Annotated in this window: 18 protein-coding genes; 9 read left to right on the top strand and 9 right to left on the bottom strand. The window is 70.9% G+C overall.

Going from position 1 to position 23,384, the window contains the following annotated elements:
* Positions 1-106: 106 nt before the first annotated feature.
* The 5 genes from ACWDSJ_RS30665 to ACWDSJ_RS30645 form a co-directional block, all read right to left on the bottom strand.
* The gene (locus tag ACWDSJ_RS30665; RefSeq protein ID WP_450036024.1) at positions 107-1,843 is read right to left on the bottom strand and encodes an NTP transferase domain-containing protein; all 1,737 of its coding nucleotides are present in this window, start codon (positions 1,841-1,843) and stop codon (positions 107-109) included.
* A gap of 48 nt (positions 1,844-1,891) precedes the next feature.
* Positions 1,892-2,608: a VOC family protein gene (locus tag ACWDSJ_RS30660; protein ID WP_450036022.1), complete on the bottom strand. Its 717-nt coding sequence runs from the start codon at positions 2,606-2,608 to the stop codon at positions 1,892-1,894.
* 278 nt (positions 2,609-2,886) lie between these two features.
* Entirely contained in the window at positions 2,887-3,201 is a 315-nt protein-coding gene (locus ACWDSJ_RS30655; protein ID WP_450036020.1) for an MGMT family protein, read from the bottom strand.
* Positions 3,202-3,963 (bottom strand): alpha/beta fold hydrolase, encoded by a 762-nt coding sequence (locus ACWDSJ_RS30650; protein WP_450036019.1) that lies wholly within the window; start codon positions 3,961-3,963, stop codon positions 3,202-3,204.
* Between the two features lie 38 nt (positions 3,964-4,001).
* Positions 4,002-5,210, bottom strand: coding sequence for a flavin-dependent oxidoreductase (locus ACWDSJ_RS30645; protein WP_450036017.1), 1,209 nt, complete (start codon positions 5,208-5,210; stop codon positions 4,002-4,004).
* Positions 5,211-5,796: 586 nt separating this feature from the next.
* On the opposite strand from ACWDSJ_RS30645, the gene ACWDSJ_RS30640 reads away from it, so the two are divergent.
* Together ACWDSJ_RS30640 and ACWDSJ_RS30635 are read left to right on the top strand one after the other, a co-directional pair.
* The gene (locus ACWDSJ_RS30640) at positions 5,797-9,459 is read left to right on the top strand and encodes a PD-(D/E)XK nuclease family protein (RefSeq protein WP_450036135.1); all 3,663 of its coding nucleotides are present in this window, start codon (positions 5,797-5,799) and stop codon (positions 9,457-9,459) included.
* Positions 9,460-9,466: 7 nt separating this feature from the next.
* A complete protein-coding gene (locus ACWDSJ_RS30635) occupies positions 9,467-12,961 on the top strand; it encodes an ATP-dependent helicase (protein WP_450036015.1) in 3,495 nt (1,164 codons plus the stop codon).
* A gap of 45 nt (positions 12,962-13,006) precedes the next feature.
* Here the strand turns inward: ACWDSJ_RS30635 and ACWDSJ_RS30630 are convergent, their stop codons facing one another.
* A complete protein-coding gene (locus tag ACWDSJ_RS30630; protein ID WP_450036013.1) occupies positions 13,007-13,396 on the bottom strand; it encodes a DoxX family protein in 390 nt (129 codons plus the stop codon).
* A 64-nt stretch (positions 13,397-13,460) separates the two neighbouring features.
* Between ACWDSJ_RS30630 and ACWDSJ_RS30625 the strand changes: the two genes are divergently transcribed.
* Both ACWDSJ_RS30625 and nudC read left to right on the top strand, forming a co-directional pair.
* Positions 13,461-14,519, top strand: coding sequence for a potassium channel family protein (locus tag ACWDSJ_RS30625; protein ID WP_387364168.1), 1,059 nt, complete (start codon positions 13,461-13,463; stop codon positions 14,517-14,519).
* Between the two features lie 22 nt (positions 14,520-14,541).
* Positions 14,542-15,453 (top strand): NAD(+) diphosphatase, encoded by a 912-nt coding sequence (gene nudC / locus ACWDSJ_RS30620; protein ID WP_450036011.1) that lies wholly within the window; start codon positions 14,542-14,544, stop codon positions 15,451-15,453.
* A 10-nt stretch (positions 15,454-15,463) separates the two neighbouring features.
* On the opposite strand, the gene ACWDSJ_RS30615 is transcribed toward nudC, so the two are convergent.
* Positions 15,464-15,715, bottom strand: coding sequence for a mycoredoxin (locus ACWDSJ_RS30615; protein WP_387364174.1), 252 nt, complete (start codon positions 15,713-15,715; stop codon positions 15,464-15,466).
* A gap of 75 nt (positions 15,716-15,790) precedes the next feature.
* Here ACWDSJ_RS30615 and ACWDSJ_RS30610 point away from each other — a divergent pair, with 75 nt between their 5' ends.
* Complete coding sequence (locus ACWDSJ_RS30610) at positions 15,791-16,213, top strand: EVE domain-containing protein (protein WP_450036009.1); 423 nt, start codon at positions 15,791-15,793, stop codon at positions 16,211-16,213.
* Entirely contained in the window at positions 16,210-16,677 is a 468-nt protein-coding gene (locus tag ACWDSJ_RS30605) for a MarR family winged helix-turn-helix transcriptional regulator (RefSeq protein WP_450036008.1), read from the top strand. The genes ACWDSJ_RS30610 and ACWDSJ_RS30605 overlap by 4 nt, the downstream gene beginning before the upstream one ends.
* 4 nt (positions 16,678-16,681) lie before the next feature.
* Here ACWDSJ_RS30605 and ACWDSJ_RS30600 read toward each other — a convergent pair whose 3' ends face one another.
* Positions 16,682-17,869, bottom strand: a complete 1,188-nt coding sequence (locus tag ACWDSJ_RS30600) for a low temperature requirement protein A (RefSeq protein ID WP_450036006.1) — start codon at positions 17,867-17,869, stop codon at positions 16,682-16,684.
* A 50-nt stretch (positions 17,870-17,919) separates the two neighbouring features.
* Here ACWDSJ_RS30600 and ACWDSJ_RS30595 point away from each other — a divergent pair, with 50 nt between their 5' ends.
* The 3 genes from ACWDSJ_RS30595 (at position 17,920) to ACWDSJ_RS30585 (ending at position 20,941) form a co-directional block, all read left to right on the top strand.
* Positions 17,920-20,094, top strand: coding sequence for an ATP-dependent DNA helicase UvrD2 (locus tag ACWDSJ_RS30595; RefSeq protein ID WP_450036133.1), 2,175 nt, complete (start codon positions 17,920-17,922; stop codon positions 20,092-20,094).
* A 103-nt stretch (positions 20,095-20,197) separates the two neighbouring features.
* Positions 20,198-20,497 (top strand): hypothetical protein, encoded by a 300-nt coding sequence (locus tag ACWDSJ_RS30590; protein ID WP_450036004.1) that lies wholly within the window; start codon positions 20,198-20,200, stop codon positions 20,495-20,497.
* A gap of 135 nt (positions 20,498-20,632) precedes the next feature.
* Complete coding sequence (locus ACWDSJ_RS30585) at positions 20,633-20,941, top strand: WhiB family transcriptional regulator (RefSeq protein WP_387364191.1); 309 nt, start codon at positions 20,633-20,635, stop codon at positions 20,939-20,941.
* 100 nt (positions 20,942-21,041) lie between these two features.
* Here ACWDSJ_RS30585 and ACWDSJ_RS30580 read toward each other — a convergent pair whose 3' ends face one another.
* Positions 21,042-22,385, bottom strand: coding sequence for an ABC1 kinase family protein (locus tag ACWDSJ_RS30580; RefSeq protein WP_450036002.1), 1,344 nt, complete (start codon positions 22,383-22,385; stop codon positions 21,042-21,044).
* Positions 22,386-23,384 lie beyond the last annotated feature (999 nt).

Genomic DNA, 23,384 nt, shown 5'->3' with positions numbered 1-23,384 from the left:
CATTCGGTCCGAACCGCTTCCCTGTTCCTCGGTACTCGGTCCCGAACCGATTCCCTGTTCCTCGGCATTCGGCCCCCAGGCCGAATGCCGAGGACCGCCCGCACACTCACCCGGGCAGCGGCAGGAATTCCACCAGCGCCCCATCCTCGACCTCCGGCGGGACTACGACGAGCCCGTCCCGATCGATCAACCCGGCCAAATGAGCCGTGCGAACGCTCGGATCGCCGATCCACCCGCCTCCGGGCTGGGCTCGGGCGGGAACGATGCGGGCGACGGGCCCGCTGATCTCCGAGGCATTGGCGAGCGGCCCGACCAACGGCCGGGCGGGGGAGCGGTCCGTGCGGCCCTCGATGATGGCCGGAGTGAGGGCCAGTAGGGTGGCTATCGCGGCGAAGGGGTTGCCGGGAAGGCCGAGAACGGTTGTGGCGGCGGTGGTTTCGGCGACAACGGTCGAGCCGCCCGGGCGGAGGCGGAGGCGGTGGACGAGGGTCCGGGCGGTGGTCCGATCGAGAGCATCGCGGAGCTGGTCGGCCGCCCCGCCTCCGGTGGCACCCACAATGACGAGAAGATCACAATCGGCGGCAACGGCGAGGACCTCATCGAAGCCGGTTGCGGTGTCGCGCAGGTGAACTCGATCGAGAACCTGAATACCGAACCGCGCCAACAGATCCGGCAATACCGGCCCGATCGAGTCCCGCGTCTGGCCGGTACGTAGCGGCCCCTCGCTGCGAATCTCGTCCCCTGTCATAACGATTCGCGCCTTGATAGGCCCCCGCACCTCGATCGACGACACCTCGGCCGCGACGGCCGCCGAGACCAGAGCCGTCGTCACCGGAGTCCCGGCCTCGGCGATGAGATCGCCCGGCTCCCAATCCTCCCCGCGCCCGCGCACGTCGTCCCGCACCGGCGTATCCGGCAGCCGATACAACATCCCCGACTCGTCGATCCGCGAGAACTCGTCGCGCACAACGCTTGTCGTACCCTCCGGCACATGCGCCCCGGTGGCGATCAGCACCGCCTCCCCGTCCGCCAGCCCGACCGGCCGCTGCCCGCCCGCGAACCCGACGTCGTGCCGCAGCCGCCACGGCCCCGCGCCCGCCACGGCGTACCCGTCCATCGCCGACACGTCGAATCGCGGCAACGCCTCGGCGGCGAGCAGCGGCGCGGCCAGGGTCGCGCCCCGTGCTGCCCTGACGGCCGATGTGCGGGTCGGCAGACGAGAGAGATTGCGCCGCAGAGTGTTTCGAGCCTCCTCGAGCGACAGTGGCGCGACCCGGGCGCGCGCCTTACGCACATCGTCGGCGGTATCGCAGTCCGCGACCCCCGGCAGCGCCACCATGATCGTGTCCACCGGCACCAGCACCTTCATCGGCTGATTCACCACCGAATCCAATCCGGCGAGACCGTCCAGCAGCGCCGCCCGCCGCCACACCCCGACCAGATACTGCGGCCGCCCGGACTCGTCGGCCGCGAAAACCGCCGCCGCCCCGGACTCCTCCGCCCCGCGCACCAGCTCGTCGACGGCCTCGGCGCTCAGGAACGGCATATCCGCCGCGAGCACCACGACCAGTTCCGTAGGAAAGTCGCACTCCTCCAGTACCCCGAGCCCCGCCGCGATCGCCGCCACCGGTCCCGCCCCGGCGGGCACCTCCTGCACCTGCCGGATCGCCGGGGGCAATTCGGGTCGCTGCGGACCGACCACCACCGTGCGCGCCGCTCCCGCCACCGCGTCGAGCGCAGCCTCGAGCATCGACCGCCCGCCGACCACGATCGCGGGTTTGTCGACCCCGCCCATCCGGGTCGCCCGCCCGCCCGCGAGCACGATCGCGTCGACGGTGCTCACGAGCCGTCACCCCGCAGGTTGATCATGGCCCGATCGTAGGCGATGCGGTCAGTCCGATCGCGCACGCAACAGCCCGAATTCGTAGGCGTCCGGATCGGCCAGCGCCATGGCGGCATCACCGAAAGTGCTGTGCCCCAACGATTTCGCGCCCGCAGCGCACAGCCGATCCACATCCTCCGCCCCCGAGCACAGCACATCCAGCCGCACCCGCCCCCGCTCCCCACCCGCCGACCGCAGGAATTCCACCCACGGCCCCTGCCCCGTCGCCGACCGAATCCCGCTGAACTCCCCCGAGTCGTGCATCACCGGCCACCCCGACACCGCCGACCAGAACCGCGCCGACCGCCCCGGATCCCGCGCATCGACCACGATCGCCGCCACCGCCCCCGTATCGACATACTGCTCCCGCGGCTCCAGCACACAGAACTCGTTCCCCTCCGGATCCGCCATCACCTCCCACGGCACCTCCCCCTGCCCGATATCGATCCGCCGCGCCCCCAACCCCAACGCCCGATCCACCAGCCCCCGTTGATGTTCCACCGACCGACTGGCCAAATCCAAATGAATCCGATTCTTCCCGCCCTTCACCCCCACCCCCTCCCCGAACCACAACCCCACCTCGAACCCCTCCGCATCCGGCGCCACCACCTCCACCACCCCACCCCGCTCCACGACAACCACCCACCCCAACAACTCCGCCCAAAACCCCGCCACCCCCCGAGCCCACCCCACCTCGAACCCCACCCGCCCCAACCGAGTGCCCATACCCCACCGTAACCCCCCACCCACCCCGACATACGCCAACCAACCCAAGGTACGCCACCCCAGCCGCACCCCTTATTCGAATCCGCACCCTCTACAGGGCTCTACAAGGGGTGCGGCTCCCAACAAAGGGTGCGGCGCGAGCTGCCACACCCCGGAGAGGTACGGCAACCCGAGTCGCACCCTTTATTCGGATCCGCACCCCTTACAGGGCTCTACAACCGGTGCGGATCCCAATAAAGGGTGCGGATTGGGTTGCCGTACGGGAGGAACCGAGTGGGTCAGGCAGGGAGATCGGGGATCGGGAAGTGGTGGCGGGCGAGGGTGAGGTCTACTCGGTCGCCGCGGAGGGGGCAGCCTTCCTCGGCCAGGCGTTGGAGTTGGCGCGTGTGCAGGTGGCGGGCGGGGGTGCCGTCGGCGCGGAGGACGCGGTGCCAGGGGAGGTCGGCGGAGTCGGTGCGCATGATCCAGCCGACCGTGCGGGGGGTGGACAGGCCCGCGGCGGCGGCGATGTCGCCGTAGGTGGCGACGCGGCCGGGTGGGATGGCGGCGACCAGTTCGCGGACGCGTTCGATCTCGGCGTCGGTGGTCGCCATTCAGAGCACCGAGCGGATGACAGCCGCGGTCTCGGCGGGACGGGCCTGGGCCACCATGTGATCGCAGTCGAATTCGTGCACCACGAGGTGGTCGCCGAGATGCTCGGTGAGGGTGGCGCGCAGCCGCGGGGTGACGATGGTCGACTTCAGCGCGTGCACCAGAACGGTCGGCAGATCCTTGGGCGGCAGCACGATCTCGCGCCCGAGCTGACCCCAGTACGCGACGATGGCGGGCAGGCTCATCCGCCACGCCACCCGGCCCTCGCTCGTGGCCACCAGATGTTCGGCGAGTTCCGCGTCCAACAGCCTGGGTTCCACATCCGCCCAAGCGCTTTCGAGCTTGTCGAGCCGGGCGGTCTCGACATCGGGATAGTCCGGCCGCGCGAGGGTGCTCTCCGCGACCTCGAGCAGGAAGTCCCGATCCAACCCGACCGCCGGATCGAGCAGCACCAGCGCCTTCACCAATTCGGGATGACGCCGCGCGAGATGGATCCCGGCCGCCCCGCCGAACGAATGTCCGACCACCACCGCCGGTTCCTCGTCGAGCAATGCGGCCGCATCGTCGGCGACGGCCTCGAGCGTCCACGGCGGCACGGCCGTCGAACCGCCGTGCCCGCGCAGATCGGGAGCGAGAACCCGCACGTCGGGCAGATGCTCGGTGGCCAGCGACGCCCAGCGCCGACCGTGTCCGGTCAGGCCGTGCAGGGCGAGGACGAGCGGCCCGTCGGCCGGGCCGAAGCGGTGGACGTTGAGGTCGGTCATGCGCCCATTGTGCCCAGGTCGCGGCCCGCCGCGCACGGTCAGCGGATGCTGGTGCGGCGATACCCGTCGGTGATGGCGCGCAACTCGTCCCGGCCCAGGACGTCCTCGATCCGCCGGAACCCCGTCGGCGCGCGCTCGGCCACCAGGCGCAGCACATGATCCATGGGCATGTCGCGATTCGCCAGCACCAGGGTGTTCACCAACCCCCGGCGCAGCGCGTCGTAGGCCGCCGCGCCGCGCTCGGGATCGCGGGTCAGTTCGCGCGCGAGGATCCGCGCATCGATGACGGCCTGCGAACCGCCGTTCGACCCGATCGGATACATCGGATGAGCCGCGTCGCCGACCAGGGTGATCCGCCCGAAGGTCCAGCGCGGCAACGGATCCCGATCGACCATAGGATACTCGAGGATCCGCTCGCTGCCCGCCATCAACTCCTCGACATCGAACCCGGCCACCCGCCACCCGCGATAGTGCGGCGCCACATCCGCGAGGCACCCGACCCGATTCCAGTCCGCCGCACGACGTCCCGGATCGTCGGTCCGCACCTCGGCCACCCAGTTGACCAGCGACCGCCCGATCCGCCGCGCCGCCGCGGAAATCGGATAGAGCACGAGCTTCGCGGCGTTATTACTGCCCGCGATAACCATGGATTCGCCAGACAGTAGGGGGCGGGTGAGCGTCGTCCCCCGCCACATCCGGATTCCGTTCCACAGCGGCGCGCCCTCGTCGGGATACAGCCCCGCCCGCACCGTCGAGTGCAGACCGTCCGCGCCGACCACCAGATCCGCGCGTAAGTCGGTCTCCGCGTCGGCTTCTCGATCGCGCAGCCGCACCCGCACCCCGGTGCCGTCGGATTCCGCCGCGACGAACCGCAGCCCGGTCCGCACGGCACCCGAGCCCAGGCGGGAACGCACCGCGCCGAGCAGGATCGCCTGCAACTCACCACGGTGGATCGAGTACTGCGGGCACCGGTGCCCGGCGCGCAAACCCCTTGGCTCCCGCCAGATCTCGTTTCCGAATCGGTCGAGGTGGATGACCTCGGCGGTGGCGATACCGCTCTCGGCGAGCCGGTCGCCGAGCCCGAGATCGGACAGCGCGGCGGTCGCGTGCGGCAGCAGATTGATGCCGACGCCGAGCGGCCGCAGCGCGGTGACGCCGTCGACCACGGTCGCCTCGATCCCGACGGCGTGCAGGCTCAGAGCCGTTGTGAGACCGGCGATTCCCGCGCCGACGATCAGCACCCGCATCGGTTCTCCCCCCTCTGCACGTCGGAGCGGTCGCGGCGCTCGAGCGGACGGACGGCCGTGGCGGTGCCGTCGAGGAGCGCGCTCTCCCGGTACGCACACATCGTCTCGCCTCGTCGCCGCACGGTCGAGCCCGTGGTGATCGCGCGTCGACGCACGAGCCGTTCGGCAACCGCCGGGCGATGCTCGATCGCTGGCCGCCGCGTGGTCGACAGCGCCGTCAGCTTCGAGTCAGCAACGACCGCAACGTGATTCGCGCGGGTCGTGCGGCCGTCGGCTCGCGACCGCATTCGGATCGTGGGACGCGTCGATTCCCTTGGGGTCGCCTGTATCACGCGCAGAGCTTACGAAGCGGCGTGTCGCCCTCACTCCGCGCGTCGTCGGTCGGCGTGTCGGGAGCGGAGAGAGCCCGACGAGCCACACCTCCCCCCGTATATCGAAAGTATGTTCGAATTCGAGAATAGCTTTCCGGCGCCATTCGCTCGATGTGGGCTCCCTATCACAGAACGGCCACTTTCGAGGGGAGCGACACGCGGGGAGGGGTCGGTATACATTTTTGTCGGGGGTGTCTGTTGAAATAGCCGCCGTGATGCGATCGGATAGCGCGGTGCGACTGGTGCGCCGCGGTGAGACGGGGCCCCGCCTGCGGGAGTGGGGCGCCGATGTCCGGACGCTGTTCGCATGCGGGGGACCCGATCCCGGGTGGCGGCCGTGGCAGGTGCTGGGCGGGCCGGGTACGGGAAAGACCGCACTGTTGACCGATGTGGCGGCCGATCGGATCGCCGAGGGCGCCGACCCGGAATCGGTGCTGGTCCTGACCCATTCGAAGGGTGCGGCGCTGCGGGTGCGCAATGCCGTGGGTCGTCAGCTCGGTGGTGTGCCGGGCGCGACGCGGGAACCGTTGGTGCGCACCGTGCACTCCTACGCCTTCGCGATCCTGCGCGCGCACGCCGCCGCGCACGGCAACCCGCCGCCCCGCTTGTTGACCGGCGCGGAACAGGATGTGGTGCTGCGCGAGATGCTGCGCGGCGAGCTGATCGATATCGCCGCCGGAGCGGATGATTTGTGGCCGCAGCGGTTACAGCCCGCGTTGGGCACACTCGGATTCGCCGAGCAATTGCGCGATCTCATGCTGCGCGCCACCGAACGCGGCCTGGGCCCGGAGGATCTGGTCGAATGGGGCCGCCTGCACGAACGCCCGGAATGGGAGGCGGCCGGGCGTTTCCTGGAGCGGTACGAGCAGGCCATGCTGTTGCGCTGGTCGGTGGGGATCGAGGCGCCCGAGGCGACCGCGCCCGCCTTGGACGCCGCGGAGCTGGTCGGCGCGGCCCTCGACGCGCTGGCGCTGGATCCGGATCTGCTCGAGGGGGAGCGCGCCCGGATCCGCTATCTGCTCGTCGACGACGCCCAGCATCTGGATCCGCTTGCGGCGCAACTGATTCGGGCCGTGGGCGCGGGCGGGGCCGTGACCGTGGTGGCGGGCGATCCGGACCAGGCGGTGTTCACCTTCCGCGGCGCGGAGCCGCGCTTCCTCGCCGACCTCGACGCGCCCGCCGATCGCCGCATCGTCCTGCGCGACAACCGCCGTTCCGCCGTCGCGGTCCACGACGCCGTCGCCCGCATCGCCGCCCGCATGCCCGGCAGCGCCCCGCACCGTTTCGATCCGCGCGACCCCGCGACCACGACCGATCTCCCCGGCGATGTCCGCGTCCGCGTCCTCACCACCCCCGCCAAGGAGGCGGCCCTCATCGCCGACCACCTCCGCCGCGCGCACCTCTCCGACGGAACCCCCTGGTCCCGCATGGCCGTCATCGTCCGCTCGGTCCCCCTCTCCCTGGCCCCCCTCCGCCGCGCCCTCCTCGCCGCCGGAGTCCCCGTCCTGCAACCGAAACCCGATGTCCCCCTGGCCCGCCGCCGCGGCGCCACCTGGCTCCTCCTCTCCCTCCGCGCCCTCCTCGCCGCCGACCGCACCCCCACCCTCTTCACCCCCGACGACGCCCTCGACCTCCTCACCGGCCCCCTCGGCGGCGCCGACCAGATCACCCTCCGCCGCCTCCGCCGCGGCATCCGCCGCACCCTCCTCACGCGCGCGAGGTATGGGACGGACCCTCGCGCCTTCGGCGGCGAGGGGCAGGGGGAGGGGTCGCTCGCGGGGCAGGGGACGCCATCCGAGAGTGAGGTGGAGACGCCGTCCGAGGGGCAGGGGGGGACGGCGGCGCGAGGAGGCGCAACGGCCGAGGCGCGGGGGGAAATCGCGGCCGAGGCGCGGGGGGAAATCGCGGCCGAGGTTGGAAGGGCGTCGGACGGGGGGCGCGAGAAATTCGAGGGCGGGAGGGCCGAGCCGCTGGGGCTGGAGGACGGTGGATCGGTCGGTGAAGGGGATGAGCTGCCGTACCGGGGGCAGGACGCGGGCGGTGACGGGCGGCGGCGGAGTGTGGTGGACGAGGAGTTCGGGTGGGATGTGGGGGATGTGGATCGGTCTTCGGCGGAGGTTTTGCGGGATTTGATTGTGGGGGTGGGGGATTCGACGGTGTTGGAGGGGTTGAGTGAGGTGGAGGGGGCGCCGTTGCGGCGGGTGTTGAAGGCTGTGGGGCGGGGGCGGCGGGCGATGCGGCGGGGGGCGGGGGTGGAGGACGTGTTGTGGGCGGTGTGGACGGGGTCGAATCTCGAGAAGCGGTGGGTGGGGCAGTCCGAGCGCGGGGGAGCGGTGGGGATGCAGGCGGATCGGGATCTGGACGCGGCGGTGGGATTGTTCGACGCGGCAGCGGCGTATGTGGATCGGCTGCCGGGCGCGACCATCGAGAGCTTCGTGGAATATCTGGAACAGCAGGAGATTCCGCAGGATTCGGCGCCGCTGACCGATCCGGGGGAGGCGGTCGCGATCGTGAGCGCGCACGCGGCCGCCGGACGGGAATGGGACGTCGTCGCGGTAGCCGGTGTGCAAGAGGGCATCTGGCCCAACCTGCGCCCGCGCGGCACCCTGCTCGGCGTCGAGGATCTGGTGGATCTCGTTGCGGGCGTGTCGGATTCGGGCGAGCGGGTCAGCCGCGCGGCGCCGATCCTCGCCGAGGAACGCCGCCTGCTGCTGCTGGCCTGCGGCCGTGCCCGGAACTCGCTGCTGGTGACCGCCGTCGAATCCGTCAGCGGCGACCGGGATCTCGTCCCCTCCCGCTTCCTCGCCGAACTCGATCCCGAGGCCACCCCGGGTGAGGCGGGCCGCATCCCGGCGCCGGTCGACCCGGGCCGGGCGCTGGTGTTGCAGGCCCTCATCGCCGAATTGCGCGGCGTGGTCTGCGATCCCGAGGATTCCCCCGAACGCCGCGAACGCGCCGCCCGCCAACTAGCCCGCCTGGCCGACGCCGGTGTCCGCGGCGCCCACCCCGACGACTGGTACGGCACCGCCGACCTCAGCTCCCAACTGCCCCTGTGGGGCGACGACCAGGGTCCGATCGCCCTGTCCCCCTCCACCGTCGAACTGCTCAGCACCTGCCCCCTGCGCTGGGCCCTCGAACGTCACGGCGGCGACAACGGCGACAATCCGCATGCCGTCAAGGGCAATCTCGTGCACACCCTGGTCCAGGCTCTCGCCGGTCAGGTGACCGAGGCCCAGGTGAAGGCCGCCCTGGTCCGCGCGTGGAAGGCCATCGACCCCACCGCCACCGACGAGGGCCCGCGCAGCTGGCACTCCCGCCAGGACCTGCGCCGTACCGAAACCATGCTCGACACGTTCCTGGCCTGGCTGCGCAACACCCGCGCCGAACTCACCCAGCTGGGTGTGGAGGTCCCGGTCGACTGCCTGCTGCCCGCCCGCGGCCCCGGCGAACCGCCGGTGCGCATCCGCGGCCGCGTCGACCGGGTCGAGCGAGACGCGTTCGGCCGCTTCGTGATCGTCGACGTGAAGACCGCCAAGACGCCCATCTCCAAACAGGCCGCCCAGGACCACGCCCAGCTCGCCACCTACCAGGTCGCCGCCGCCGCGGGCGCGCTGGACGACGGCTCGGCCGACGCCGAACCCGGCGGCGCCCGGCTGGTCTACGTCGCCAAACCCAATGCCAAGGAGGGCGCCACCCAGCGCGTGCAGTCGGCCCTCGACGACGAGGGAATCGAGCAGTGGCGCAACACGATTCACGACGCGGCCGCCGCGACCCGCGGCCCCAGCTATCTGGCCATGCGCAACGACGGCTGCCGGCACTGTGCCGTAGCCGGTAGTTGTCCCGTACAGGATTCGGGCCGCCAGGTGACCGACACGTGAGTGCGGCATGAGGGTCACCCCGTGGCAGCTGGCGGAGGCGTTGGGCCTACCGCCGCCGACCGACGAGCAGGCGGCCGTCATCGCGGCCCCGCCCGGACCGACGCTGGTGGTCGCGGGCGCGGGCGCGGGCAAGACCGAGACCATGGCCGCGCGCGTGGTCTGGATGGTCGCCAACGGCCTGGTCACCCCCGATCAGGTGCTCGGCCTGACCTTCACGCGAAAAGCCGCGCAGCAGTTGACGACTCGCATCCGCACCCGCCTCGCCCGGCTGGCGGGCGCGCCGCTGGTCCGCGAACTCGATCCGAGCGGGCGGCTGCGCGGCCTGCTCGCCGGTTCCGAACCGGAGATCGGCACCTATCACTCCTACGCCGGTCGCCTGCTGTCCGAACACGGCCTGCTGCTGCCGGTGGAGCCGAACGCGACGCTGCTCACCGAGACCCAGCTGTGGCAGCTGGCCCATCGCGTGGTCACCGGCTGGGACGGCGACCTCGACACCGATCGCGGCCCGGTCTCGGTCACCGAGGCCGTCCTGGCGTTGTCCGGCCAGCTCGCCGAACATCTGGTGGAACCCGAACAACTCGCCGAGGCCCACATCGAACTGGAGAAGCTGGTCTACACCCTGCCCGCGGGCCCCCGCCAACGCGGCGGCCCCAACCAGGACCTCCAGAACATCGTCAACGCCCAACGCGAACGCGTCGCCCTGCTCCCCCTGGTCCGCCGCCTCGCCGAGGAACTGCGCCGCCGCGGCGCCCTCGACTTCGGCTCCCAGATGTCGCTCGCCGCCCGCCTCGCCGCCGAACACCCCGAGGTCGGCCGCGCCGAACGCCTCCGCTTCCGCCTGGTCCTACTCGACGAATACCAGGACACCGGCCACGCCCAACGCATCCTGCTCGCCGCATTGTTCGGCGATCTCGATGGGGCGCAACAAGATCCGAGCTCGCAGGATGCCGAGCCCGTCGATGGCGGCCAGGGGGCCGAATCATCGGAGCGGCAGGGGTTTTCGGACGACGAGGTCACGCCGTCGCAACGTCTGGCCGTCACCGCCGTCGGTGACCCCATGCAGTCCATCTACGGCTGGCGCGGCGCCTCGGCGGCCAACCTGCCCCGCTTCGCCACCGACTTCCCCAGTGCCCCAGGGGTGCCCGCGCCCATCCTTCCGCTGCTGACCAGCTGGCGGAATCCGCCCGAGGCGCTGGATCTGGCGAATCTGGTGGCCGAACCCCTGCGGGACACCGGGGTGAGCGTCGATCCGTTGCGGCCGCGCCCGGACGCCGGCGCCGGAACGGTCGCGCTGGCATTGGCCGAAGATATTGCGCGCGAACGCGTTTGGGTCGCCGAGCGGATCGCGGCCGAGTGGGAAGCGCACGCGGACGCGGGACTGCCGCCGCCGACCTCCGCGGTTCTGGTGCGCCGCAACGCCGATGCCGCGCCGCTCGCGGAGGCGCTGCGCGAACGCGGGCTGCCGGTGGAGATCGTCGGTCTCGGCGGGCTGCTGGCCACGCCCGAGGTGGCCGATGTGGTGGCGACGCTGCGGCTGATCGCCGATCCGTCGGCGGGCAGCGCGGCGATCCGCGTCCTCACCGGCGCCCGCTGGCGCATCGGCGTCGCCGATCTCGCCGCGCTGGCCCGCCGCGCCCGCGAACTGTCGATCGTGCGGCCACCCGACCGCACCGACGCCATCACCGACGGCGCGGCCCTCACCGAGGCGCTGCGCGCGGTCGCCCCCGAACCGGCCGAGCAGGCGGGCCTGGTCGACGCGATCGCCGATCCCGGTGCGCCGGACGGCTATTCGCACGTCGGCTATCAGCGGATCGTCGAACTGGGCCGCGAGCTGACCGCCCTGCGCGAACGCAGCGGACAATCGCTGCCCGAACTCGTCGCCGACGTCGAACGCACGCTCGGTGTCGGCGTGGAGACGCAGGCCCGGCGCGCCGCGGCGGGCGGCGGCGCGGGACGCGAACATCTGGACGCCTTCGCCGAGGTCGTCGCCGGGTACGCCGCCGACCACCGGGCCGACCTGCCCGGCCTGCTGGCCTTCCTCGCGGCCGCCGAGGAGGTCGAGAACGGCCTCGAACCCGGCGAGGTCGAGGTGGCGCGCGACCGCGTGCAGATCCTGACCGTGCACGCCGCCAAGGGCCTGGAGTGGGAGGTCGTCGCCGTGCCGCACGTCGTGCGCGGCGTCTTCCCGTCCGGCACCGCCGCGGGCACCTGGCTCGGCGCGCTCGCCGAACTGCCCACGAGCCTGCGCGGCGACCGGCAGCGCGAGGACGCCGCCGAGGGCGTGCCCGTTCTGGATCTGACCGAACTCTACGACCGCACCGACCTCGAACAGGCCATCAAACAGCACAAGGACGCGCTCGCCCGTCGCCGCGTCGACGAGGAACGCCGCCTGTTCTACGTCGCCCTCACCCGCACCGAACGCGCCCTGTTCGTCTCCGGCCACCACTGGGCAGAGACCGGCTCCACCCCCAAGGGTCCGTCCGACTTCCTCCTCGAACTGAAACGCGCGGTGGCGGAATCGAATTCGACCACCGGGGTCCGCGTCGACCACTGGGCCGACCCGCCCGCCGCCGACGCGGTCAACCCCTTCACCGACAACCCCGCCTCCGCCGAGTGGCCCCGCGACCCGCTGGGCAAACGCCGCCCGGCGGTGGAGCAGGGCGCGAATCTGGTCCGCGACGCCCTGGCCGAACAGCGCGAAAAATCCGGCGCCGCAACGGGATCCGCGACCCAGCTCGCCCTGTTCGACGACCCGGAGTCCGGACCCGACGACGACGATCCCGAGGGCTGGGCCACCGACGTCGACGCCCTGCTCGCCGAACACTTCGCCGCGACCGATACCGTGCGCGAAGTTCAACTCCCCGAACAACTTCCGGCCACCGCCCTGGTCGACCTGCGCGCCGATCCGGCGAAGCTCGCGGCCCGCCTGCGCCGCCCGCTGCCGTTCCCGCCGAGCCCGTTCACCCGCCGCGGCACCGCGTTCCACGCCTGGCTGCAACGCTGGTTCGGCGCGACTCGGCTCCTGGACTTCGACGAACTCCCCGGCGCGGGCGACACCACCGGCGCCGACGCCGAACTGGTCCGGCTCCAGGAGGCGTTCCTGTCCTCCCCGTGGGCCAACCGCAACCCGATCGAGGTCGAGGTCGCCTTCGAAACGACGTTGGCGGGCATCCTGATTCGCGGCCGCATGGACGCCGTCTTCCCCGAACCGAACGGCCGCTGGATCGTGGTCGACTGGAAGACCGGCGCGGAACCCACCCGCGCCGAGGAGAACGCGGTAGCCATGCAGCTGGCCGTCTACCGCCTGGCCTGGGCCCGCCTCGTCGCCGCCCGCACCGGCGAGCCCGAGTCCGACGCCCTCGCCCGAACCGCCGCCGCCTTCCACTACGTCCGCACCGGCCGCACCATCGCCCCACCCAACCTCCCCGGCCCCGACGAATTGGCCGACCTCATAGACACTTCCGCACCGGGCTGGCAGCCGCCCGAGGAGGAATCGGCGTAACGCTCTGCGCCCGACTGGCAGCCCCTGGGGGAGGAGTCGGCGTAGCTATCGGGCGCGCGCGAGCCGCAGCGCCTGCACGATCAGCGGGATCTGCAACGGCAGCCGCAGTACCGTGCCGACCTTCAGCGGGAGGGGCTTCTTCGGGTCGTTCACCCAATCGGCGGCCATCTGTACGTTCGCCGGGAACACCGCGATGAACAGCAGTGCCGCCAGCCAGCCGCCGAGGCGGCGGGTGCGCGGGAGGGCGATGGCCGTGCCCACTCCGAGTTCGGCCACGCCCGAGGCGTAGGTGTAGGTGCGCGGGCGGCCCGGCAGCCCGCGCGGGATCACCGAATCGAAGGGCGCGGGAATCACGAAGTGCAGCACGCCCATTCCCAGCAGCAGGGCGGCCAGCGGCCGGGCCCGGCCGGGGCGGCGTTCGGTGACGGCGGTCATGCCCCCACCCTGTCATTCGCGCGCCGCCGCGTCGAGTCCGGGCTCGACCGGTACGCTGCGGGACGTGTTCGATGATCGGCTCCACGGGCTGCGGCGGTTGACCGATCGCCCCGACTACGCCCTCGTCGGAATTCTGCGCATTCCGGAAATTCAGACCAGCCCGTGGGTTTCGCTGACGCGCCGGGTCGCCTTCGCGCTCGCGCTGCTGGTCGCCGCCACCGCGGTGGTGTATCTGGGTCGCGACGGCTACCACGACAATCGCGGCACCGAACTCACCCTGCTCGACGCCGCGTACTACTCGACGGTGTCGCTGTCGACCACCGGCTACGGCGACATCACCCCGGTCACCGAGCAGGCTCGGCTGATCAACACGATCGTCATCACGCCGCTGCGCGTTCTCTTCCTGATCGTCCTGGTCGGCACCACCCTGCAGGTGCTCACCGAACGGTCGCGGCAGGCATTCAAGATTCAGCGATGGAGGCACAGGGTGCGCAATCACACCGTGGTCGTCGGCTACGGCACCAAGGGCCGCACCGCCATTGACGCGATGCTCGGCGACGGCGTGCAGGCCGGTGACATCGTCGTGGTCGACACCGATCCGGTCGTGCTCGAGACGGCCGCCAACGCGGGCCTGGTCACCGTGCACGGTTCGGCCACCCAGTCCGATGTGCTGCGGCTGGCCGGGGTCCAGCACGCGGCGTCGGTGGTCATCGCCGCCAACCGCGACGACACCGCCGTGCTGGTGACGCTCACCGCGCGGGAGATCAACCCCAAGGCCAAGATCGTCGCCTCGATCCGCGAGGCGGAGAACATCCACCTGCTGCGGCAGTCCGGCGCCGATTCGGTGGTGGTGTCCTCGGAGACCGCGGGCCGCCTGCTCGGCATCGCGACCACCACCCCCAGCGTGGTCGACATGATCGAGGATCTGCTCACGCCCGAGGCCGGATTCGCGATCGCCGAACGCGAGGTCGAGTCCGACGAGGTGGGCGGCTCACCGCGGCATCTGCGCGACATCGTGTTGGGCGTGGTGCGATCCGGCACGCTGATCCGCGTGGACGAACCCGAGGTGGACGCCTTGGAAAACGGAGACAAACTGCTCTACGTCCGCCGCGTGCACAAGTGAGACCGCCCGATACGCTCGACGGGTGCCCGGATTCCAGCTGAAGAACATTCCCCTGCTCTCCCGTTCCGCCTTCGATCGCGCCGAGGAGTTGCGCAAGGACGAGCGGGCGCTGAAGGACGGATGGCCCGAGGCCAAGGTGCTGCGGATGAATCGGCGCGGCCAGGTGCGCACCGACGGCGGGGCCATCGTGTTCGAACCGGCCCTCGAGCTGGCCCCCGAACCCGATCCGGCGGCCGTGTTCCTCGGCGTGGACGCGGGCGTGCACCTGTGGGCGGTGCGCGACAACACCATCGAGGGCACCCTGCTGGATCTGCGCGCGGTCGGCACCGCGCTGGATCTCGACGATGTGGCGCTGGGCGTCCTCACCACCGCGCTGGCCCTGCTGAACTGGCACGACAAGGCCAACTTCAGCGCCACCGACGGCACCCCGACACATCCAGCGAGCGCGGGGTGGACCCGGGTGTCCGAGGCCGGGCACGAGGAGTTCCCGCGCATCGATCCGGCGGTGATCTGCCTGATCCACGACGGCGGCGATCGGGTACTGCTGGCCCGGCAGCAGGCATGGCCGTCCGGAATGTTCTCGCTGCTGGCCGGATTCGTCGAGGCGGGCGAATCCCTCGAGCGCTGCGTCGAACGCGAGATCCGCGAGGAGGTCGGCGTCGACGTGCGAGATATCGCCTACCTCGGCAGCCAGCCCTGGCCGTTGCCGCGCTCGCTCATGCTCGGCTTCGCCGCGGTCGCCGATCCGGCGCAACCGCTGACCTTCACCGACGGCGAGATCGCCGAGGGTGACTGGTTCACCCGCGACGAGGTGCGCGCGGCCCTGGCCCTGGGCGGCTGGGGAAGCGCGGGCGCGGAGGGGGCCCGGCTGATGCTGCCCGGTTCCATCTCCATCGCCCGCACCATCATCGAATCCTGGGCGGATCCGGACTGATTCGCGCCGATCAGGCGATCGCGGCGAGGGCCTGCTTCACCTGGACCAGGCTCGGATTGGTGGCCGTCGACCCGTCGCGATACTTCACGGTGGGCACCACGTGGTTGCCGCCGTTGACGCTGCCGACGAATTCGGCCGCGGCGGGGTCCTGCTCGATGTCGACCTCGTCGTAGCTGATCCCGGCCTCGTCGAGCTGCTTCTTCAGGCGTCGGCAGTAGCCGCACCAGGTGGTGGAGTACATGGTCAGGTCGGTAGCTGTCACGGTCTGTGAAACAGCGTCGCGTCGAGTTCTGTTCCGGGCCTTGCCATGGATTTAGTAAGCGCGCATACTAAATCCATGACCAAGTACTGGCTCGCGGTGGTATCGCGGGAACACGTCCAACGCGGTGTCGAACTCGGCATCGCCCAGGCCAACCACGGCAAGCGCACCGCCGTCGAGCGGATGCGCCCCGGCGACGGGCTGGTGTACTACTCGCCGCGCACGGGCATGCGCGCGGGCGCGCCGGTCAAATCGTTCACCGCGATCGGCACGATCGACGATGTGCCCGTCTGGCAGGCCGAGGATCAGGGCGGCTGCTTCCGGCCGTGGCGGCGATCGGTGTCGTATCAGGTTGGGGCGCAAGAGGTTCCGATCGACGCGCTGCGCGCCGACCTCGATCTGACCAGCACGCCGAACTGGGGGATCGTGCTGCGGCGCGGCGTGGTCGAACTGAGCGAGCACGACTACGGGACGATCTCCCGCGCTATGGTCGGCGTGTGATCCCGGACCGAAAGGCCGGGCTGCGTACGGGATTCGCCCATCCGGACCACAGCCCCGGCCTGCTGCTGTGGCAGGTGACCCATCGGTGGCAGGCCGCCCAGCGCGCGGCCCTGGCCCCGTTCGACCTCACGCACGTGCAGTTCGTCCTGCTGGCCGCGCTGACCTGGCTCGCCGAACACTCCGGCGGCGAGCCCGTCACGCAACGGGAGTTGGCCGCCCAGGCCGCGACCGATCCGATGATGACCTCCCAGGTGCTGCGCGCCCTGGAACAGAAGGACCTGGTCGAACGCCGCGAGCACCCGCACGATCGCCGCGCCCGCGCGCTGGCGCCCACGAAAGCCGGTGTGGCCCTGGCCAATCGCGCCATTGTCGCGGTGGAGACCTGCGATCGCGAATTCTTCGCCCCGCTCGGCGGAAGCACCGGCGAATTCGCCACCGCGCTGCGCCGCCTGCGCGATCGATGACGGGTCAGCTCCGGGTCCGCCGATACTCCCACCCCAGCGCCCACCCGATCGTCAGCACGATCCCGTAGACCAGCCACAGCGGATCCAGACGCGGGCCGAACGCGCCGAGCACGACGGCCACCAGCGCGCCCGGCAGCGGCCAGGTCAGCGTCCACCGCCACCCGTCCCGGCTGCGTGCCCCGCCGAGGGCGGTCAACAGGAAGTAGGCCGCCGCCCCGCCGCACAACGCCCACCCCACACCCGCCCCGAGATGACCGTCCGGATGGGACAGCACCAGGCTCAGCCCGGCCGCGATCGTGGCGATGGCCCCGGTGAGCAGGCAGTGCGCGGCGAGCAGATGCTGCCGGGGCACCGCGTCGGGAGCGGTGTCCCCGCTCATCAGCCGGGGGATGAAACCGTAGGTCAGCGTGAGCGCCCACAGTCCGGTCAGGATCACGAACGCCCCGAACCCCAGACCCAGCACGCGCGCGTTCCAGGCCACCCCGCCGATCGCGGCGATGATTCCGATGACCCCCTCGCCGAGCACGATGATCACGTACAGCCCGAGCCGCTCGCCCAGATGCTCCGGATCCACGTGCAGCGCTTGCAGTTTCGGGATCTCGACGCCCTCGAAGCGGTGCGAGCGACGCAATCGGCGGTCGAACGCCTCCTGCGCCCCGGCCATCATGCGCTCGCCGGACACCGCGAACATGCCCCACAGATCGATGGCCAGGCCCAGCGCCCACAGCCAGAACTTCCAGGGCTCGGGCACCCACAGCGACACGATCCAGGGCAACACGCCACCGGTCAGCTGCGCGTTCGGCCAGTCGACCACGATCCGCCCGCGGCCCCACACCTGCGACAACCCGATCCGCACGACGACGTACACCGCGGCGAAGGCGGTCGCGTGCCGATCCGGCATCCCCGGCACGGCGGCGGCCATCACGCCCAACCCGAGCATGGCCGCCAACATGAGCGGCAGGCGGATGTGATCGTAGGCGATGTCGCCGTAGAGCGTCACGCTCGCCCAGCCGATCCAGAACGCCAGGTAGAGCAGGGCATAGAGGACGAATTCGCCGATCGTCGGACCGTGGTGCAGCACATGGGTGAGCTGCCCGATGCCCGCGACCGCCACCAGATCGAAGAACAACTCCATCCAGGTCGCGCGCCGCTCGTGCCGCAGGGTGTCGTCGTCCGGCGTGTCGGAGGCCATGCGCGCACAGTAACGGGCGCGGCCGCGAGTTGTCGGACCCCGCTGTCATGATGGAGCACGTGCCCGCCCCGACCTCCTCCCCCCAGGTCCGGCTCGATGGACTCGATCCCGAGCAGGCCGCCGCCGTGCGGGCGCCGCGCGGGCCGGTCTGCGTGCTGGCGGGCGCGGGAACGGGCAAGACCCGCACCATCACCCACCGCATCGCGCATCTGGTCACCACCGGCCACGTGCGCGCCGACCAGGTGCTGGCGGTCACCTTCACCGCCCGCGCGGCGGGGGAGTTGCGCACCCGGCTGCGCGCGCTGGGCCTGGGCGGCGAGGCGAACACCGTGCAGGCCCGCACCTTTCACGCGGCCGCGCTGCGCCAACTGCGCTACTTCTGGCCGCAGGTCGTCGGGGACGTGCCGTGGCGGCTCGTCGACAGCAAGTTCCCCATCGTCGCGCAGGCGGCCAACCGGACGGGCCTGTCCACCGCCACCGAGAGCGTGCGCGACCTGGCCGGCGAGATCGAGTGGGCCAAGGCGTCGTTGGTCGCCCCGGAGGACTACGCCGCCGCCGTGGCCCGGCTGCGCCGCGAAACCCCTTACGACGCAACCAAAGTCGCCGACGTCTACGCCGGATACGAGGAGCTCAAGACCTCCGCCGACGGCCTGCTGCTGGATTTCGACGATCTGCTGCTGCACACCGCCGCCGCGCTCGAGGACTATCCGGCCGTCGCCGAGGAGTTCCGCGGCCGCTACCGCTGTTTCGTGGTCGACGAGTACCAGGACGTCACCCCGTTGCAGCAGCGGGTGCTCGACGCCTGGCTCGGCGGCCGCGACGATCTGACCGTCGTCGGCGACGCGAACCAGACCATCTACTCCTTCACCGGCGCGAGTCCCGGCTTCCTGCTGGACTTCTCGCGGCGCTTCCCGGACGCGGTGGTGGTCCGTCTCGAACGCGACTACCGCTCGACGCCGCAGGTGGTCTCGCTGGCCAACCGGGTGATCGGGGCCGCGCGCGGCCGCATCGCGGGCACCCGGTTGCAGCTGATCGGGCAGCGCGCCGATGGACCCGAACCGTCGTTCGCCGAATACGACGACGAGCCCGCCGAGGCCGCGGCCGTGGCCAAGGCCGTCGCCCGGCTGATCCGCAAGGGTGTGCCCGCGGCGGAGATCGCGGTGCTCTATCGCATCAACGCCCAGTCCGAGGCGTACGAGCAGGCGCTCACCGAGGCCGAGATCCCGTACCAGGTGCGCGGCGGCGAGGGCTTCTTCCAGCGCGCCGAGGTCCGCCAGGCCGTGCAGGCGTTGCGCCAGACCGCCTCCCGCGAGGATCTGCCCGACGCCCGCGGCCCCGAACTGGTCACCCTCGTGCGCGCCGCGCTGGCCCGCCTCGGCCTCACCGCCACCGAACCCAGCGGCGTCCAGGCCCGCGAGCGCTGGGCCTCGCTGGTGGCGTTGGTCCAGCTCACCGAGGAATTGACCACGCACGACGGCGAACTCGACCTGTCCGGCCTGCTGCGCGAACTCGCGGGCCGCGCCGAATCCCGGCATCCGCCGACCGTGCAGGGCGTCACGCTGGCCTCGCTGCACGCGGCCAAGGGCCTGGAATGGGACGCGGTGTTCCTGGTCGGGCTGGCCGACGGCACGCTGCCGATCGCGCACGTCCTCGGCGACAACGGCACGGTGAGCAACGAGGCCGCGCTGGAGGAGGAGCGGCGGCTGCTCTACGTCGGCGTCACCCGCGCGCGCGAACATCTGCACCTGTCGTGGGCGCTCTCCCGGGCCGCGGGCGGCCGAAAGTCGCGGCGGCGCAGTCGTTTTCTGAACGGGCTCATTCCGGAGGACTCCCCGGCCTCGCGGATCGCGCACGCCGCGGGCGATCGGCGCGGCCCCGCGCGCGCCCATCCGACGTGCCGGATCTGCGGGCGGCCGCTGCTCGGCACCAAGTCGACCATGCTGGGCCGCTGCTCGCGCTGCCCGGCCGACCTCGACCCGGTCCTGCTCGACGCGCTGCGCGAATGGCGGCGGGAGAAGGCCGACGAGCTGTCGGTGCCGCATTTCGTCGTGTTCAGCGACACCACGCTCACCGCCATCGCCGAACAACTGCCCGCCGACGACCGCGCCCTGGTCGCCATCCCCGGCATCGGCGCCAAGAAGCTCGGGCAGTTCGGCGCCGACGTGCTGGCGATAGTGCGGTCGCACAGCAGCGCGCAAGACCACAAAACCCCTGGTGAAAAATAGGTTGTGCGGTTGTGATCGCCCCCCGTAGGGTGGGGTTCACGCACCGGGTCACTCCGGCGCGCACACCGAGAAAACGGATACGAGTAAGGAGGGAGGCAGACCGATGAACGGGATCATCAATATCGCGTCGTTCGGCGTTGCGGCGTCGGCGAATTCGTGTGTGCCTGCCTCCCGGGGGGTCCTCGCTATGCAGGGGACCGGTCTGTCCGCCGTACGCATCTTCGGAACCGAACAGCACGGGCCGAAGTATGTCGTCATAACGGACAAGCCCATGCGGAGCTGGCACCCGATCCATGCCGACGCATTCATCGGCGCCGATGAGGCGGTCGTCCACCCGACGGCAGCCCGCTTCCGCAACGCACGCCCAGCGACCGTGATCAGGAGTCGTCACCGACTCAGGTAGGGGATAACCTCCCCCAGCCTCCTGGCCACGGATCGCAAGAAGCGAAACCGTGGCCAGAGATTCAAGGCACTTCAGCCACCGGCACCGGTTTCGTGGACCAACCAACGACCGCTGCACGAGCTGAAGGAGCAAGACGTGTCGACCGCGACCATCTCTCGCGTGACATGCCGTCCGACCGTGGCCTCGACCCCCCGCACCCGTGGAGTCGCGCTCACCCTGCCCTGCCGAGTCGGCGACCCCGACCTCTGGTTCGCCGAAAGCCCCGCCCAGCTGGAGGAGGCGAAGGCGCTCTGCGCCAGCTGCCCGATCCGCAAGGGCTGTCTCGCCGCCGCGCTGGATCGCGGTGAGCCCTGGGGCGTCTGGGGTGGGGAGATCTTCGACCAGGGTGTCGTCATCGCCCGCAAGCGGCCCCGCGGCCGCCCGCGCAAGGTGGCCGTGGCGTAATGGTCACCCCGCACGCACGCGAACACGACCGAGCCCCGCATCTTTGTACAGATGCGGGGCTCGGCCTTTTTGCTGATTCGGCTCCTGGATGGGCGAAAACTCAACTGGCGCTGCGGTATTCCGCATAGCCCGGCACCCAGTCCTGCATCAGGCGCATGAAGGGAACCTCGGCGTCGAGTTGGGCGCAGATGCCGATCGACCCCATCAGGACGCGGAAGACCATGGCGTGTTCGGGCGGGAGTTGCAGCGACCAGGACGTCTTCATCTCCGGGCTGCCGATGTCGGTGGCCTTGCCCGCGACGCGCTGCATCCAGCGGCGGGTGAAGTGGAAGGTCTCGGTGCGGATCGGGTCGGCGAACGGGCGCAGGAAGTCGGCGATCTCCTGGTGGCTGACCGTCTTGCCGGGCAGGACGAAGCCGTTCTCGTACATGAGGGTGGTCAGTTCCTCGTAGCGGTCCTCGACCGCGAGGGCGACCATCCGGCCCAGGATCGGCGGGAAACCGTCGGGCAGCGGGGCGCAGGAACCGTAGTCGATGACCGCGAGCCGCTTGTCCGGGAGCAGCATGAAGTTGCCCGGATGCGGATCACCGTGCAGCAGGCCCACCTTCGAGGGGGAGGAGAAGTGGAATTCGGCCATCCGCAGCGCGACATGGTTGCGCAGGTCGCGGGTGCCCTCGGGGTCGGCGTTGCCGCGCGCGATGATCGCCGAGACCGGGGTGGCGTCGAGCCATTCGGTCACGATCACCTTCGGCGCGCTGGCCACCACCTTCGGGACCACGAAACGAGGATCGCCGTCGTAGCCCTTGGCGAAGGCGCGCTGATTGCTCGCCTCGATGCGGTAGTCGAGCTCCTCCTCCATGCGCTCGGTGAGCTCGGCGAGGACCGGCTTGACGTCCCCGGTCTGCAAGATCGAGGCCAGCATCCCGGAGACCCGGTTCAACGTCTTCAGGTCGGCCCGCAGCGCGTCGTCCGCGCCCGGATACTGCACCTTCACCGCGACCTCGCGTCCGTCCGACCACACCGCCTTGTGCACCTGCCCGATGCTGGCCGAGGCGGCCGGGGTGTCGTCGAACTCCCGGAACCGCTGCCGCCACCCCGTACCCAACTGCTGATCGAGCACCCGATGCACGGTCGCACTAGGCATCGGCGGCGCGGCGGCCTGCAACTTGGTCAGCGCCTCCCGATAGTGCTCCCCGAACTGCTCGGGCACCGCCGCCTCCATCACCGACAACGCCTGCCCGAATTTCATTGCCCCACCCTTGAGTTCACCCAACACGGTGAACAACTGCTCAGCCGCCTTCTGATTCAGCTGCGCATTGATCTCCCGCTTGTCCCCCCCGGCAAGCCTCCGCCCGAACCCCACCGCAGCCCGCCCAGCGATGCCCAGCGGAATCTTGGCCAGCTTGGCATTACGAGACGAACCACGGCGCACGATGTCGGACACAGTCCCATGATGGCGGACGTAGCAGGCGGTGTGCCATGAGAATAGGGTGAACGGGCCGGTCTGGGGGGTACGTGTTGTCTGTCACACCTGCTTTTCCGTGCCCGCCCCACGGACAGGTCCGGCCGCGTGCCTGCTTGCTAATTCTCTTCTCCTCCCGCCCGTTCCGCACCGTCCACCGCGATACTCCTCGCCGCCTGCCCGAAGCATCGGAAGGCCCCATCGGTACTACCCACCGTCGCTACTCCAGCGCCCCTGGCTTCCTCTTTGCTCATCCCGGTCCCGGCTGAGGCCCGCTTCGCTGCCCGCCGATACGCCCTGTCAAACTTCGCTGCGGTGCCCGCCCTTCGAGGCCGCCTCGGCTTGTCCGGACCTCCATGACCGAACGGGCTCCCCTGTCGCGCCGCTCTTCCGGGGCACAGGATGGCGGTTCGACGGCAGACGCCGACGACGACGCGGAACGCTGTGATGGGTTGGGTATCCCGCGCGTGCGGGGAGCACGCCGCAGGCGGCCCCGGCTACTGCCCGATCTACGGCTCGTCCCCGCGCGTGCGGGGAGCACGGAAGTCAACGCGTTCATCGGTGCACCCTCCAGGGCTCATCCCAGCGCGTGCGGGGAGCACGTGGCTCCGCATCTCCATGTCGAGGTGCACCGCGGCTCATCCCCGCGCACGCGGGGAGCCCGCCCCGTGCGAATAGCCGCCCAGGACAACGCGAGGCTCATTCCCGCGCACGCGGGGAGCGCAGCCTGAACGGGTCCACTTCGCGCCAATGGTGGGCTCATCCCCGCGCACGCGGGGAGCACATCAGATAGTCCGGCAGATCCTCGGGGGTGAGGGGCTCATCCCCGCGCGTGCGGGGAGCACGTGGTCGGAGCCGCGACATAAACCCCGGTCCAGGGCTCATCCGGTTGTGTCCAGCAGGATGGTGTACGACCGGACGCCAGCGAAGTGGTGGCGTGTCGTAGCCGAGTAGAGGGTGGTCACCGCGTGATCCTTCAAA

This window comes from Nocardia sp. NPDC003482, from assembly GCF_053588115.1.
Note: the sequence above shows the minus strand (reverse complement) of the source record. Positions and strands in the feature narration are given on the sequence as shown.